10 protein-coding genes are annotated in these 15126 nt (G+C 73.9%); 7 read left to right on the top strand and 3 right to left on the bottom strand.

The features are described from left to right. The first annotated feature begins 4 nt into the window (after positions 1-4). From ACN268_RS12010 to ACN268_RS12000, 3 genes are all read left to right on the top strand, one after another. Positions 5-1111 (top strand): SPFH domain-containing protein, encoded by a 1107-nt coding sequence (locus ACN268_RS12010; protein ID WP_421483279.1) that lies wholly within the window; start codon positions 5-7, stop codon positions 1109-1111. A gap of 206 nt (positions 1112-1317) precedes the next feature. Next, positions 1318-2079 carry a hypothetical protein gene (locus tag ACN268_RS12005; RefSeq protein WP_421483278.1) on the top strand — a complete coding sequence of 254 codons (762 nt, stop codon included), beginning with the start codon at positions 1318-1320 and terminating at the stop codon, positions 2077-2079. Positions 2080-2244: 165 nt separating this feature from the next. After that, positions 2245-4476, top strand: coding sequence for a transglycosylase domain-containing protein (locus ACN268_RS12000; protein ID WP_421483277.1), 2232 nt, complete (start codon positions 2245-2247; stop codon positions 4474-4476). Between the two features lie 180 nt (positions 4477-4656). Here the strand turns inward: ACN268_RS12000 and ACN268_RS11995 are convergent, their stop codons facing one another. Together ACN268_RS11995 and ACN268_RS11990 are read right to left on the bottom strand one after the other, a co-directional pair. Beyond that, positions 4657-5262 carry a dTMP kinase gene (locus ACN268_RS11995; protein ID WP_421483276.1) on the bottom strand — a complete coding sequence of 202 codons (606 nt, stop codon included), beginning with the start codon at positions 5260-5262 and terminating at the stop codon, positions 4657-4659. Positions 5263-5505: 243 nt separating this feature from the next. After that, a complete protein-coding gene (locus tag ACN268_RS11990; protein WP_421483275.1) occupies positions 5506-7338 on the bottom strand; it encodes a thiamine pyrophosphate-requiring protein in 1833 nt (610 codons plus the stop codon). Positions 7339-7575: 237 nt separating this feature from the next. Here ACN268_RS11990 and ACN268_RS11985 point away from each other — a divergent pair, with 237 nt between their 5' ends. The 3 genes from ACN268_RS11985 (at position 7576) to ACN268_RS11975 (ending at position 11704) form a co-directional block, all read left to right on the top strand. Next, the gene (locus tag ACN268_RS11985; RefSeq protein WP_421483274.1) at positions 7576-8391 is read left to right on the top strand and encodes a TrmH family RNA methyltransferase; all 816 of its coding nucleotides are present in this window, start codon (positions 7576-7578) and stop codon (positions 8389-8391) included. A gap of 56 nt (positions 8392-8447) precedes the next feature. Continuing rightward, positions 8448-9899, top strand: coding sequence for an argininosuccinate synthase (gene argG / locus ACN268_RS11980; protein ID WP_421483273.1), 1452 nt, complete (start codon positions 8448-8450; stop codon positions 9897-9899). An 80-nt stretch (positions 9900-9979) separates the two neighbouring features. Then, positions 9980-11704 carry a PucR family transcriptional regulator gene (locus ACN268_RS11975; RefSeq protein WP_421483272.1) on the top strand — a complete coding sequence of 575 codons (1725 nt, stop codon included), beginning with the start codon at positions 9980-9982 and terminating at the stop codon, positions 11702-11704. A gap of 422 nt (positions 11705-12126) precedes the next feature. Here ACN268_RS11975 and ACN268_RS11970 read toward each other — a convergent pair whose 3' ends face one another. Continuing rightward, complete coding sequence (locus tag ACN268_RS11970; RefSeq protein ID WP_421483271.1) at positions 12127-13476, bottom strand: hypothetical protein; 1350 nt, start codon at positions 13474-13476, stop codon at positions 12127-12129. An 87-nt stretch (positions 13477-13563) separates the two neighbouring features. Between ACN268_RS11970 and murD the strand changes: the two genes are divergently transcribed. Then, positions 13564-14913 carry a UDP-N-acetylmuramoyl-L-alanine--D-glutamate ligase gene (murD, locus tag ACN268_RS11965; RefSeq protein WP_421483270.1) on the top strand — a complete coding sequence of 450 codons (1350 nt, stop codon included), beginning with the start codon at positions 13564-13566 and terminating at the stop codon, positions 14911-14913. The last annotated feature ends 213 nt before the right edge of the window (positions 14914-15126 follow it).

The raw sequence follows: 15126 nt of genomic DNA, 5'->3' as shown, positions 1-15126 counted from the left end.
CGGTATGGAATTCATCGCGGTCCTGTTGGTGGCCGTAGCGTTGATCATAGTGGTGACGCTGGCGAAGGCGGTGCGGATCGTGCCGCAGCAGCGTCAGGACGTGGTGGAGCGGCTCGGCAAGTACAAGAGCACCCTGAACCCGGGCCTGAACCTGCTGGTCCCGTTCGTCGACGCGGTGCGTACCAAGGTCGACATGCGGGAGCAGGTGGTCAGTTTCCCGCCGCAGCCGGTGATCACCTCCGACAACCTGGTGGTGTCGATCGACACCGTCCTCTACTACAAGGTGGTCGACTCGGTCCGGGCGACCTACGAGATCGCCAACTTCATCCAGGCGATCGAGCAGTTGACCGTCACGACGCTGCGTAACGTGATCGGTTCGCTCGACCTGGAGCGCGCGCTGACCAGCCGGGAGGAGATCAACCGGCACCTCTCCGGTGTGCTCGACGAGACCACCGGCCGGTGGGGCATCAAGGTCACCCGGGTGGAGATCAAGGCGATCGAGCCGCCGCCGAGCATCCGCGACTCGATGGAGAAGCAGATGCGCGCCGAGCGGGACCGCCGGGCGGCCATCCTCAACGCCGAGGGGCACAAGCAGTCGCAGATCCTCACCGCCGAGGGTGAGAAGCAGGCGGCGGTGCTGCGCGCCGACGGTGACCGGCAGGCCCGCATCCTGCAGGCCGAGGGTCAGGCGAAGGCGATCCGGACGGTCTTCGACGCGATCCACACCGCCAACCCGAGCCAGAAGGTGCTGGCCTACCAGTACCTCCAGGCGCTGCCGCAGATCGCCAACGGCACGGCCAACAAGGTCTGGATCGTCCCGGCCGAGCTGACCAAGGCGCTGGAGGGCATGGGCGGCGCGCTGGGCGGGCTGAGCAGGATGGTCGGCGACGAGCCGGCTCCCGAGGCGAAGCGCACCGCCAGCGAGGTCGAGCGGGAGGCCGCCGAGGCCGCCGAGGCGGCGGCGAGCGCCGCCCAGCAGATCCACGACGAGGTCCGCGTCGCCGAGGCGCAGGCCACCGGCGGCAACGTGCCGAAGGGGCTGCCGGCGCCCGAGCCGGTCTCCCCGGCCAGCCTGGTCAACGACCCGGCCGACCAGCGCGAACGGGCCTGACCCCGCCGCCGCCCACCCCGGGCGGCAAATGTGAGAAACGCTCATCAGGCGCCCCGGCGCCTGCCACGATCGGTCCTGAGGGACGGGTGGTGGTCAGGCCCGGGGCGTCGACGCGTTCCGGGTCACCCGTCGCCGCAGACGGGTCGGCCCGGTGGCCCGCCCGTGCAGGCAGCCGGCGTCGCCCGGCGGAGCGGACGAGGTGAGGCATGAAGGACCCGGCGCAGCGGCTGTTCTCCCGTACCCCCGTTCCGGGCGCACACGACCCCGCCGGCCCGCTGGGAACCCGGCGCACCGGTGGCGGCTTCGGGGTGCTGCCCTTCGTCGGCGACCCCGGACCGGCAGCACCCGCCACCGACGCCAGTTGGGCCTGGTCGCTGCGCCGGCTGGCCCGCGCCGCGGTCTGGCTGCTGCCCGCCTACGCGGTGCTCACCGGCACGGTGGCGATGGCCAGCGACGGCGGGGTCGGCAACGACCCCTATCCGGCCGACGGTCAGCCGCTCTACCTGCTCGGCTGGGTGGCGGCGATCTGGCTGGGCCTGCTCGCCCTGCTCGCGCTCACCGGCCTGCTCGCGGCCACCCGCAGCCGGCGGGGCGCGGTGGCCGGGCTGCTGACCAGCATCGGCGGTACGGTGCTGATGCTGCCCTTCGCCGGCCTGGCCGCGTCGACCCCCGTCTTCGGCACCACCGCCCGGACGCTGGTGCTGCTCGGCGCCACCTGCTACACCGCCGGCTGGCTGCTCATCGGCTGGGCGGTGGCCCGGTCCGGGGCGTTCGCGATCGGCGACGGGGCGATGCTGATGATCGCCGCCCCGCTGCTCGGCCTCGGCGGCGCGCTGTTCGGCCCGCTGCAGACCTTCGGGGCGATCTTCGTGCTGGTCGCCGGCATCGGCATCGGCTACCGCTCCGGCCGGCTCGTCCCGGCCACCGTCGCCCGCGACGCCGCCACCGCCAGCGTCACCACCCCCTGACCCTCCCCACCCTGCTTCCCACCCCGGTGATCAAGAGCTTCGAGTCGGAAATCCGGACGGGACGCACCCAAACCTCTTGATCACCGAGCCGTGGGGAGAGACGGGATGGACCGGACGGACGGGGACGACAGGGCACCCGATCGGGGAAGTCGCTGGCAGGTCACGGTGAGTTACCTGACAATCGGGTGCCGGAGTGGGCTGCTGGCCCGTGCGGTGGCAATGCTTACCCGCATGTCCTCACCCCGGACGCCGCTGACGCGGCTGCTCACCGTGCTGCTCGCCGGCCTGCTGGCCGGCCTGGTCCTCGCGGTCGCCGCGCTGCCGGGCAACCTGCTCGCGGGACTCGCCACCAGGGCGGTGCTCGGGGCGTTCGACGACCTGCCGGCGGCGCTGCGCACCCCCGCCACCCCGCAGCGCTCCTACCTCTACGCCAACGACGGTAAGACGCTGCTCACCACGTTCTACGACGTCAACCGCACCGACGTGCCGCTGGCCGAGATCGCCCCGACGCTGCGGCAGGCCATCGTCGCCGCCGAGGACCGCCGCTTCTACTCCCACGGCGGGGCCGACCTGCGCGGCATGGCGCGGGCCCTGGTCGCCAACGTCACCGGCGGCGGCACCGCCCAGGGCGGCTCCACGCTGACCATGCAGTACGTGCGCAACGTGCTCAAGAGCGACCCCAGCCGGACCGCCGAGGAGCGGGAGGCGGCCACCGAGCAGACCGTCGGGCGCAAGCTCCAGGAGATCCGGTACGCCACCGAGCTGGAGAAGACGCTCAGCAAGGACGAGATCCTCAACCGCTACCTCAACATCGCCTACTTCGGCTCCGGCGCGTACGGGGTCGCCGCCGCCAGCCAGCGCTACTTCGGCAAGGCGCCGGCCGACCTGACGCTCGCCGAGTCCGCGCTGCTCGCCGGCCTGGTCCAGTCGCCCGACGAGTACAGCCCGATCGACGGGGACCGGGACGCGGCCCTGCAGCGGCGCGGGTACGTGCTCGACTCGATGGTCGCCACCGGCGCGGTCACCGCCGCCGAGGCCGACGCGGCCCGCGCCGAGAAGCTGACCCTGCACCCCACCGCCCAGCCCAACGGCTGCACCGCCACGGTCACCGCCGACGCCGGTTTCTTCTGCGACTACCTGCGCCGCTGGTGGCTGGAGCAGCCCGCCTTCGGGGCGACCGCGCAGGAACGGGAGCAGGCGCTGCGCCGGGGCGGCTACCGGGTGGTCACCTCCCTCGACCCGGACGTCCAGGCCACCGCCGCCGCCGAGGCCCGCAAGGTCTACCCCGCCGACGACGCCCGCGCGCTGCCGATCGCCGCCGTCGAGCCCGGCACCGGCCGGGTGCTCGCCCTGGCCGTGAACCGGGAGTACGGGGTGGGCGACGGGCAGACCGTCAACCCGCTGGTCTCCGGCGGTGGCAGCATCACCGGCTACCAGGCCGGCTCGACGTTCAAGCTGTTCACCATGCTGGCCGCGCTGGAGAACGGCCGCACCCTGTCCACCGGCTTCGACTCGCCGAGCCGGCTGACCACCCGGTTCCCCGCCGAGGGGGAGGCCTCCTGCGGCGGCAGGTGGTGCCCGGCGAACGCCAACCCGGCGCGGATGGACGGCTACCGGATGATGTGGGACGGCTTCGGCCGCTCGGTGAACACCTACTTCGTCTGGCTGGAGGAGCAGGTCGGCCCGGCCAAGGTGGTGGAGATGGCGCAGCGTCTCGGGATCACCTTCCGGGCCCGGACCGACGCCGACCTCGCCGCGCACGACGCCGACAACTGGGGGGCGTTCACCCTCGGGGTGTCCGCCACCACCCCGCTCGACCTGGCCAACGCCTACGCGACGGTGGCCGCCGAGGGGACGTACTGCGCACCGACGCCTGTGGTGTCGGTGACCGGCCCGGACGGCGCGACCGTGCCGGTCGGCCAGCCGGCCTGCCGGCAGGTGCTGTCGGCGGACGTGGCGCGGGCGGCCACCGACGCGGCCCGCTGCCCGGTCGGCCAGCAGTCGGCGTACGGGCAGTGCAACGGCAGCACCGCCGGTGGGGTCGACGGGATCGTGGGCCGCCCGGTGGCCGGCAAGACCGGCAGCTCGGAGAAGAACGCCACCGAGACCTTCGTCGGGTTCACCCCGCAGGTCGCGGTCGCCGGCATCGCCGCCAACCCCGACGACCCGAGCGACGTGGTCGGCGCGGCCGTGCAGGGTGAGGTGATCACGGCGGTCGCCCGGACCATCCGTACCGCGGTCGACGGCCTGCCGGTGCGGGATTTCACCGCCCCCAGCCGGGAACTCGCCGGCAACCCGCAGCGCCCCACGCCCCGCCCGACCCCCCGGACCCCGCAGCGGGAGGACCAGAACCTCCCCCTGGACCTGCTCCGCTGGCTGCAGAACCGCCGGGGCTGACCCGCTGTCACCCGGCTCCGGCCCGACCCGGGCTGCATGATCGAGCCTGCGCCGCTCCCGCTCGGAGAGCCCACCTGCGATGTCGCCGGAACAGCGGTGTCCCTCCCGCCGGATACCGCTGTTCCGCGCCCACCGCCGGGCGGGCCTGGGCTGTTCCGCGCCACCGCCGGGCGGGCCTGTCTACCGCCGGGTGGTGACGGTGGCGACCGCCCGGTCCAGGGCGGCGGCCACCGTCGTCGGGTCGGTGTCGCCGTCGATCACGGTGAAGTCGGCGAACCCGGCCAGCTCCCGGTAGCCGGCGTCCAGCGCGGTCAGGTGCGCCAACTCCTCGGTGTCGATGCCCCGGGCCAGCACCCGCTGCCGGGCCAGCTCCGGGGTGACCGCCAGGAAGCAGATCAGGTCGGGCTTCGGGAAGACGACGTACGCGGCGCGGACCAGGCGGACGCCCCGGTCACCCCGGGCCCGCATGATCACGTACTGGCACCAGGTCCAGCGGTCCATCACCCCGACCCGCCCGGTCAGCCGGGTGACCGCCACCGCGCGGGCCAGCGCCAGCCAGCGCACCGTCGCCTCCAGCAGCGGATAGCAGCGCCTGCCGAACAGGTGCACGCCGTCGCGGCGGCCCACCGCCTGCGCCAGCCGGTTCCACAGCGGCCGGCCGCCGGCGTTCTCCAGGTAGACCGCCGGCACGCCCGCCGAGGTCAGCCGCCGGGCCAGCGCCCTGGCCTGGGTCGACTTCCCGGACCCGTCCACGCCCACCAGCGCCACCATCGTCGATCGTCGCACCCCGGGCACGTTAGCCCTCCCGGGCAACAGCTCAGGCCCACCGGCGGGGCGGGCGAGTCATGATCGACACCGCATCCCATGATCGCCGTACCCGCCGGGTGCGGCCCGATCGACAGGGCGGCGCGCCCCGTCCATGATCGACCCATCATCGCCACAACAGCGGGGTCGGTACCGCGCCGACCCCGCTGTTGTGGCGACATGGCGAGCGGCCCCGGCCCCGGTGGCGGGTCAGCGGCGGGTGGGTCAGCGGCGGCGGGGACGGTAGGTGGCCAGCGTGGCGGGGATGCCCCGGCGGACGATGCCGGCCCGGTCGGTGTCGCCGCGCAGCAGGGCCGCCGCCGTCTTGCGGGCCTGGTCGAGGGTGAAGTGCGGGGGCAGCATCAGCTCCGCCGGGTCGACCACCGCGTTCACCACCACCGGGCGGTCGGCGGTCAGCACCCGTCGCCACAGGCCGTCGACCTGGTCGGGGTGCTCGACCAGCACACCGTCGAGGCCCAGCACCTCGGCCCACCTGTCGTACGCGACGTCCGGCAGGTCCTGGCTGGCCGGATAACGCGGGGTGCCCTCGGTGGAGCGCTGTTCCCAGCTGACGAACGCCAGATCCCGGTTGTTGAGCACCAGCACCACGAAACGCGGGTCGGCCCAGTGCCGCCAGTTCTTCGCCACGGTGATCAACTCGTTGACCCCGTTCATCTGCATCGCCCCGTCACCGATCAACGCCACCACCGGACGGTCCGGGTGGGCGAACTTCGCCGCCAGGGCGTACGGCATGGCCCCGCCCATCGACAGCAGGGTGCCGGAGAGGCTGGCCAGCATGCCGGGGCGGACCTGGAGGTGGCGGGCGTACCAGGCGGTGGCGGTGCCGCAGTCCACCGCGATCATCGCGTCGTCGGGCAGCGCGTCGTTGAGGGTGTGGAACAGCAGTTGCGGGTTCACCGGGTGCGCGGGCTGCCCGGCCAGTTCCGCCTGGGCCTGCCGCCAGCCCGAGGTGGCGTCCGCGATGGTCGCCCGCCAGGCCGTCGGCGCGGGCCCGTCGCCCAGCTCCCGCAGCAGCGCCCGCAGGGTCGGTCCGGCGTCGCCGGTCAGGTTGACCTCCGTCGGGTACCGCAGCCCCATCCGGGTGCCGTCCAGGTCGATCTGCACCGCACGGGCCTGCCCCTGCGGCGGATAGAACTCCGAGTACGGCATGTTGCTACCGACGATCAGCAGCCTGTCGCACTCCTGCATGAGCTGCCAGCTCGGCCGGGTGCCGAGCAACCCGATCGCCCCGGTCACCCACGGCTCGCGGTGGTCGACGGCGGTGAAGCCGAGCAGGGCGGTGGCCACCCCGGCACCCAGCCGGTCGGCGATCAGGCGTACCTCCGCCTCGGCGCCGAGCGCGCCCTGCCCGACCAGCATCGCCACCTTCTCGCCGCCGCGCAGCACCTCCGCCGCGCGGCGCAGCTCTGCCTCCGGCGGCACGGTCGGCATGCTGCTGGGGGCCGCGCTGGTGTGGTAGTAGCCGTGCGCGTGCGGCGGGTCCGGCACCGCCGGCTCGTCCTGCACGTCCAGCGGGAGCACCAGCGCGGTCACCGTCCGGCGGGACAGCGCCGTCCGGCAGGCCCGGTCCACCAGGTGCCGCACCTGGGACGGATCGTCGAGCTGGGCCAGGAAGTCCCCGGCCACGTCCTTGTAGAGGGCGAGCAGGTCCACCTCCTGGTAGTAGCCGCCGCCCTCGGCGGTGAGCGCGGTGTTGCCGACCAGGGCCACCACCGGCTGGTGGTCGAGCTTGGCGTCGTAGAGGCCGTTGAGCAGGTGGATCGCGCCGGGGCCGCTGGTCGCCAGGGCGCAGCCGAGCGGGCCGCCGCCGTACTTGACGTGCGCGCCGGCGGCGAAGCCGGCGGTCTCCTCGTGGCGTACCTGGACGAACTCCACCCGGTCGCCGGCCCGTTGCAGGGCGGAGGTCATCCCGTTGATGCCGTCACCCGGGTAGCCGAAGTAGCGGTGCACCCCCCACTCGGCGAGCCGGGCCACGATGTGGTCGGCGACCGTGGCGTTCCTCGGCAACCGGCCGTCGGTGGTGCCCGCTGCGCTCATCGTGGTGGTCCCTCCGGTCGCGTCCGCTTCCCGCCCCCCTTCCCGCGCCACGCCCCGGGAAACCCGGTCACCCCGGGGAACGCGGTCACCCGGGGAACGCGGTCGCCCCGGGGAACCCGGTCGCCCCGGGCAACCCGACCGGCTCCGGGGAGCCCGACCGGCGGGCCGGTCCGGGCCGGCGGGCGGTGGGCGGGTACCGCCCCGCAGGCACACGCCGGGGGCCGGCAGAATCGGGCGGTGCCCGTACACGAGATCACCGACCCCGACGACGCCCGGATCGCCGACTACCGGGCGTTGACCGACGTCGAGCTGCGTACCCGTTGGGAGCCCCCGCACGGGTTGTTCATCGCGGAGGGGGAGCTGGTGCTGCGCCGGGCGTTGCGGGCCGGCTATCCGGCCCGGTCGTACCTGGTCGACGCCAAGCGGGTCGACCAGCTCGTCGACCTGGACACTGGGGACGCCCCGGTCTACGCGGCCACGCCCGACGTGCTGGAGAAGGCGACCGGCTTCCACGTCCACCGGGGTGTGCTCGCCTCGTTCCACCGCAAACCCCTGCCCACCGCCGCCGAGGTGCTGGCCGCCGCCCGTCGGGTGGTGATCCTGGAGGACATCAACAACCACACCAACCTCGGGGCGATCTTCCGGGGGGCCGCCGCGCTCGGCATCGACGCGGTGCTGCTCTCGCCGTCCTGCGCCGATCCGCTCTACCGGCGCAGCGTGCGGGTCAGCATGGGCGAGGTGTTCGCGGTGCCGTACGCGAAGCTGGACCGTTGGCCGGTCGGCCTGGACGAGGTACGCGCGGCGGGGTTCACGGTGCTCGCGATGACGCCGGCGGCGGACGCCGTACCGGTGCAGCGGTTGACCCCGGCGCAGCGGGCGCGGGCGGCGTTGCTGCTGGGGGCGGAGGGCCCCGGCCTGACCGGGGCGGCGCAGGCGGCCAGCGACGTGCGGGTGGTGATCCCGATGCGGCGCGGCGTGGACTCGTTGAACGTGGCCGCGGCGGCGGCGGTGGCGTTCTGGGAGTTGGGCCGGGACGACCCGGTCGACGGGTAGCCGCCACGACCCCCGGCTATTTGCATGAGAATGCGGGGGCGTGCATAATCTTCCTTGTGTCCAAGGTTCTCACCTCCCTGCCCATCGGCGAACGTGTCGGCATCGCCTTCTCCGGCGGCCTCGACACCTCGGTCGCGGTCGCGTGGATGCGCGACAAGGGCGCCGTCCCGTGCGCCTACACCGCCGACATCGGCCAGTACGACGAGCCCGACATCGAGTCGGTGCCCGGTCGTGCGCTCAGCTACGGCGCCGAGGTCGCCCGCCTGGTCGACTGCCGTGCCGCCCTGGTCGAGGAGGGGCTGGCCGCGCTGACCTGCGGCGCCTTCCACATCCGCTCCGGCGGCCGGGCCTACTTCAACACCACCCCGCTGGGCCGGGCGGTGACCGGGACCCTGCTGGTCCGGGCGATGATCTCCGACGACGTGCAGATCTGGGGCGACGGCTCGACCTTCAAGGGCAACGACATCGAGCGGTTCTACCGCTACGGCCTGCTGGCCAACCCGCAGCTGCGGATCTACAAGCCGTGGCTGGACACCGACTTCGTCACCGAGCTGGGTGGCCGCAAGGAGATGTCGGAGTGGCTGCTGGAACGCGGCCTACCCTACCGGGACAGCACCGAGAAGGCGTACTCCACCGACGCCAACATCTGGGGCGCCACCCACGAGGCCAAGACCCTGGAGCACCTCGACACCGGCATCGAGACGGTCAGCCCGATCATGGGGGTCCGGTTCTGGGACCCGTCCGTGGAGATCCCCACCGAGGACGTCACCATCGGCTTCGACCAGGGCCGCCCGGTGACGATCAACGGCAAGGAGTTCGGCAGCCCCGTCGACCTGGTGCTGGAGGCCAACGCCATCGGCGGCCGGCACGGCCTGGGCATGTCCGACCAGATCGAGAACCGGATCATCGAGGCCAAGAGCCGGGGCATCTACGAGGCCCCCGGCATGGCGCTGCTGCACGCCGCCTACGAGCGGCTGGTCAACGCCATCCACAACGAGGACACCCTGGCCAACTACCACCACGAGGGCCGCCGCCTCGGCCGGCTGATGTACGAGGGCCGCTGGCTCGACCCGCAGGCGCTGATGCTGCGCGAGTCGCTGCAGCGCTGGGTGGGCACCGCCGTCACCGGCGAGGTGACCCTGCGGCTGCGCCGGGGCGAGGACTACTCGATCCTGGACACCACCGGCCCCGCGTTCAGCTACCACCCGGACAAGCTGTCGATGGAGCGTACCGAGGACTCGGCCTTCGGCCCGTCCGACCGGATCGGCCAGCTCACCATGCGTAACCTCGACATTGCCGACTCGCGGGCCAAGCTGGAGCAGTACGCCACCCTCGGCCTGGTCGGCGGGGCGGCCCCGCAGCGTGCGGTCGGCGCCGCGCAGGCCGCCTCCACCGGGCTGATCGGGGCGATGCCGCAGGGCGGCGCGGAGGCCATCGCCTCGCGGGGCGTCGCCACCGCCGACGACGAGGCCCTCGACCGGGCCGCGATGGAGTTCGGCGTCGACTGACCGTCGCCCCACCGGCCGGGACGGGTCACCGTCCCGGCCGGTGGGGCCGCCCCCGTCGTCGGGGCGGCGACGCACGGTGGATGGCCGGGCTCGGGGTCACGGAGGGTAGCGTGTCGCCCGTGTTCCCTACCGTCCGTGAGGTGCTCGCGCTGGACCCGGTCCGCCGCGGCGCGCCCCGGCTGGTCGCCGGGGAGGCCGGCCTGGACCGGCCGGTGCGCTGGGTGCACGTGGCGGAGGTGCCCGACATCGCCACCCTTCTCGGCGGGGGTGAACTCGTGCTCACCACCGGCATCGGACTGCCCGCCGACGACACCGGACTGCGTGCCTTCATCGGCGACCTCGTCGCGGTGGGCGTCTCCGGGCTCGTGGTCGAGCTGGGCCGCCGCTACCCGACCGAGGTGCCCCGGGTGATGGCCGTGGCCGCCGCCCGGCGCGGGCTGCCCCTGGTCGAGCTGCGGAGGGCCACCCCGTTCGTGCGGATCACCGAGGCGGTGCACGCCCTGATCGTCGACGCCCAACTGCACGAGCTGCGGGCCGCCGAGGAGATCCACCAACGCTTCACCGAACTGTCCGTCGAGGGCGCCGGGGCCGCCGAGGTGGTCCGGCAGGCCGCCGCGCTGGCCGGCTGCCCGGTGGTGCTGGAGAACCTGTCCCGGCAGGTGCTCGCCTACGACCCGGCCGGGGAGAACGCCGAACTGCTGCTGGACGGCTGGGAGCAGCACTCCCGACGGCTGCGCCCCGCCGGCCGCACGGCGTACGACAGTGACAGCGGCTGGCTGGTCACGACCGTCGGCGCGCGCGGGCAGGACTGGGGTCGGCTGCTGCTGCGTTGGCCGGCACGGGCGGGCCTCGGCGACGGCCGTCCCGTCGGCACGCCGCCCACCCGGCTGACCATCCTGGTGGAGCGGGCCGCCTCGACCCTGGCGCTGGGCCGGCTGATCCGCCGCGACGCCGAGGGACTGGAACGGCAACTGCACCACACCCTGCTCACCGGCCTGCTCGACCACTCCCGGCCGGTGGACGAGATCGCGTTGCGGGCGCGGGCGCTGGGGGTGCCCCTGGAGCGTCGGCACCTGATCGGGGTCATGGTCCGGCTCCGCCGCGACACCCCGGCCGAACCCGCCGGACCGGGCGAGGGCGGCCCGGCCGACGCCGCCGAGGCGGGCCCGGCCCGGCTACGTGACCTCGCCGAGGCGGTCGGCCAGGCGCTACGGGAGGCGAAGCTGACCGGGCTGACCAGCCCCGTCGACGACCAGGCGGTGGGGGTCCTGCTCGCCCTGCCGGACGCCGCCGCCGAGGACCGCGCGCTGGCCGCGTTCGCCACCGCGCTGCGCCGCCGCCACCCCGACCAGCCGGCGCGCGTGCTCGTCGCCGCCGGATCCGGGGTGGCGAGCCTGCGCGAGGTACGCCGCTCGCTGGTCGAGGCCCGTCAGGTCGCCGAGGCCGCCCGCCGGGACAGCCGTGACCTGCCGGTCTTCCGGCTGCCGCACGTCGGGCTGGCCGGCCTGCTGCACCTGTTACGCGACGAGCCCCGGTTGCAGACCTTCGTCGAACGGGAACTCGGCGCGCTGCTGGCCCACGACGCCCAGCACCCCCGGGAGCAACTGCTCGGCACCCTGCGCGCCTATCTGGAGCAGGGCCGCAACAAGTCGGCCGGCGCGGTCGCCGCGCACCTGTCCCGACCGGCCTTCTACGAACGGCTGGCCCGGATCGGCCGGATCCTCGGCGTCGACCTCGACTCGGTCGAAGCCTGCCTCTCCCTGCACGTCGCCCTGCTGGCCCTCGACGCCATCCGCACCCCCTGACCCACCTCCCCGCCCCACCACCCTCCCGCCCCGTCCCCGGCCCGGCCCGCGCCTGCCCGGCCTGTACCCGCCCGGCCCGTGCCCGCCCGGCCCGTGCCCGGTGATCAAGAGAAATGCGTCAGATTTCCTAGCCCGGGTGACGCGAACCTCTTGATCGCCACTCGCGCGGCCCGCCCGTCGACCGTGATCAAGAGATTGGCGTCAGATTTCGCCGCCCCGGTGACGCATTCCTCTTGATCACCGCCCGTCCGGCCGGCTGGTTCACCGTGATCAAGAGGAATGCGTCAGATGTCGCCGTCGCGGTGACGCGAACCTCTTGATCACCGAGGCGATGAGGGCGGGGCGATGAGGCTGGGGCGATGAGGGCCGGGGTGACGAGGCTGGGGCGGTGGGGGTCGGGTGAGGTGGGCGGGGGAGCGGGATCAGGTCAGGGTGTCCAGGGTCTTGGCGTAGGCGGCGGGGACGTGGTGGGGCCCGGCGGGGGTGAAGACGTCGGAGGTGGCCGCCGTCGACCAGGCGGCGGCGGGGACCGCGTCGACCAGGGCGCGGACCACCGGGGCGTCACGCCACTGGTCCTGGGCGGCCAGCAGGCTCAACGCCACCACCGACTCCTCCACCTCGCCGACGCACTCGAACGGCTTGTGCCCGTCCACGCCGAGCAGTTCCCGGTAGCCGGGGATCTGCGTCTCGTCGGCCAGCAGGTCGCCGCCGAAGATGCCGACCACCCGATCCCGGGTCATGAACGGGGCCATGGCGAGGAAGACGAACCGGCACTTCGGGCAGTCGCGGCACCAGCGGGCGCTGGCGTCACGCAGCTTGAACGCGGCGTTGCAACTGGTCACCACCGCGTCGTACCGGTCGATGGTGGCGAACAGCCGGGCGATGTGCAGCTCCGACAGCGGGCGCAGCAGTGAGAAGTACGGCTCGGTCAGCCCCGCGTGCCCGGCCAGCGCCGCCCGCAGCAGCCCCTCGGCCTCGACCCCCTTGGACCACTGGTGGTTGATCTCGTGACCGTTCCAGATCAGGTTCGGGTCGGACGCGGACCGCTCGTTGGACATCACCACCGGCCCGAGCCCGTGCAGCACGGCGGTGGCGACCGCGATCAGCGAGTTGATCGCGGTGACCGGGATGTGCCCGTTGCGCGCCCCGGCGGCGTTCAGGTCGAACAGCACCGGGTCGAGCCGTCGCCGGGCGGCCAGCGCCGGCAATCCGGACGCCTCGTTCACCGCGACGATCACGTGGTTGGGGTTGACCGAGAACGGCACCGGGTCGAAGCCGCCCCGACGCAGCGCCTCCAGGCTGACGATGGAGTCCTTGCCGCCGCCGACGGCCGACAGCGGACGACGGTCGGAGTCGTCGTACACCCGGGGGGGCGGGACCTCGCCGGCCGGCACCTCGGGACGCAGCTCCAGCACGTGCGGGAGCTGGTTGCGGTAGGCGTACTCGGCGAGACCCTTGGTGTAGACGGCGGTGACCAGCGCGGCGGCGGCCCCACCCAGCGGCGTCGGCAGCACCAGGCGCGGCGGGGCGGCGGCCTTGTAGTAGCTGACCCCGGCCACCACGTGCAGCAGTTCCAGGACCCGGCCCAGGGTGGCCAGCGTCTGCGCCGACGGCGGCCCGGCCGGCACCGGCAGCGTGATCACCTCGGTGAACCGCTGCTCGCCGTCGGGGCCGGTCAGGAGGTAGTCGAACGACGCCACGCCGGTGGCGGGGTCGAACGAGTACGACGGGAAGGTGAAGGCGTCCATCCGCCGGAGCTGCTCGTTGGGCACACGCCATACTAGGCCCTGGTTCGTCCGGTCGGGTCCGCTGTGCCGGGAGCGGACCCGACCCCACCGTCGACACCTCAGGGAGAGTTCGTGCGCCTGTCCGATCTGCGCGGCCGTACCGTCGCCGTCTGGGGGGCCGGCCGGGAGGGCCGCGCCGCCGTGACCGCCATCGCCGCGCACGGCCCGGCCGACCTGGTCGCCGTCGACGACAGCGCGAACTTCCTCACCGTGGCCTGGGAGGGCCCGCTCGCCGAGGCCGCGCCGCTGGTCACCGGGGAGGAGGGGTTCGCCCGGCTGGCCGCCGCCGAGATCGTCGTCCGGTCGCCGGGGGTGCCCAACACCCACCCGTGGCTGGTCGAGCTGCGGGCGCGGGGGGCGACCGTCACCCAGGGCACCGCCCTGTGGATGGCCGACCACGCCGACCGGACGATCGGGGTCACCGGCAGCAAGGGCAAGTCGACCACCGCCAGCCTGATCAGCCACCTGCTCGCGGCGGTGGACCGGCCCAACGTGCTGGGCGGCAACATCGGCGTGCCCACCCTCGACCTGCCCGAGGCCGAGCTGTACGTGCTGGAGCTGTCCAGCTACCAGTGCAGCGACCTGGCCGACTCGCCCCGGGTGGCGGTGGTCACCGCGCTGTTCCCCGAACACCTGGACGCGCACGGCGGTGAGGCCGAGTACTACCGCGACAAGCTGAACCTGATCGCGTACGGTCCCCGCACGGTGGTGGTCAACGGCAACGACCCGCGCCTCGCCCTGGAACTGGGCGACCGGGCGGCGGTGCGCGCCGGGCTGCCCGACACCGTGCACGTCGCCACCGGCCCGGACGGCACCGACTGGTTCCACCTCGGCGACCAGCCGCTGTTCGCCAGGGCGGTGCTGCCGCTGGTCGGCCGGCACAACGCGGGCAACCTCTGCGTGGCGCTCTGCGTCCTCGACGCGGTCGGCGTGGACGTCGTCGCCCACAGGGACACCCTGGCGGTGGCGGTCGCCGGGTTCCACGGGCTGGCCCACCGGCTCACCGAGATCGTCGACCCGTCCGGGCTGACCTTCGTCGACGACACCCTCGCCACCAGCCCGTACGCGGCGATGCACGCGATCGACGCGTACGACGGGCGGCCGTTGACGGTGATCGTCGGGGGCACCGACCGGGGGTTGGACTACACCCCGCTGGCCACCCACCTGGCCGAGCGGGAGCTGACCGTGATCGGCATCCCGGACAGCGGTCCCCGGATCGTGGCGGCGCTGGCCGGGCTGCCGAAGGTGCGTACCGAGGTGGTGGACGACCTGGCGGACGCGGTCCGGTTGTCGCGGGCGGTGACCCCGTCCGACGGGGTGGTGCTGTTGTCCCCGGCGGCGCCCAGCTACGGCCGGTTCCGCAACTTCGAGCACCGTTCCGAGGTGTTCGCCGAGGCGATCCGGGCCACCGCCGCCGGCTGAGCCCGCACCCGGCCGTGCCGACCGGCCGTGCCGCGCCGACCGCCAGACCGTGCCGGGCCGACCGGCCACGCCGCGCCGCGCCGTGCCGACCGGCCGCGCCGCGCCGACCGCCAGACCGTGCCGCGCCGACCGCCAGACCGTGCCGTCCGTGCCGGTCGGGTGACGTCGTGTCAGGCGGGGCGGCGGTCGGGCGACACAGTGGCAGTTGTCGGC

It is taken from the genome of Micromonospora sp. WMMD735 (assembly GCF_049178995.1).
Classification (GTDB): Bacteria; Actinomycetota; Actinomycetes; order Mycobacteriales; family Micromonosporaceae; genus Micromonospora; species Micromonospora wenchangensis.
This window is presented reverse-complemented; position numbering and strand designations above follow the sequence as displayed.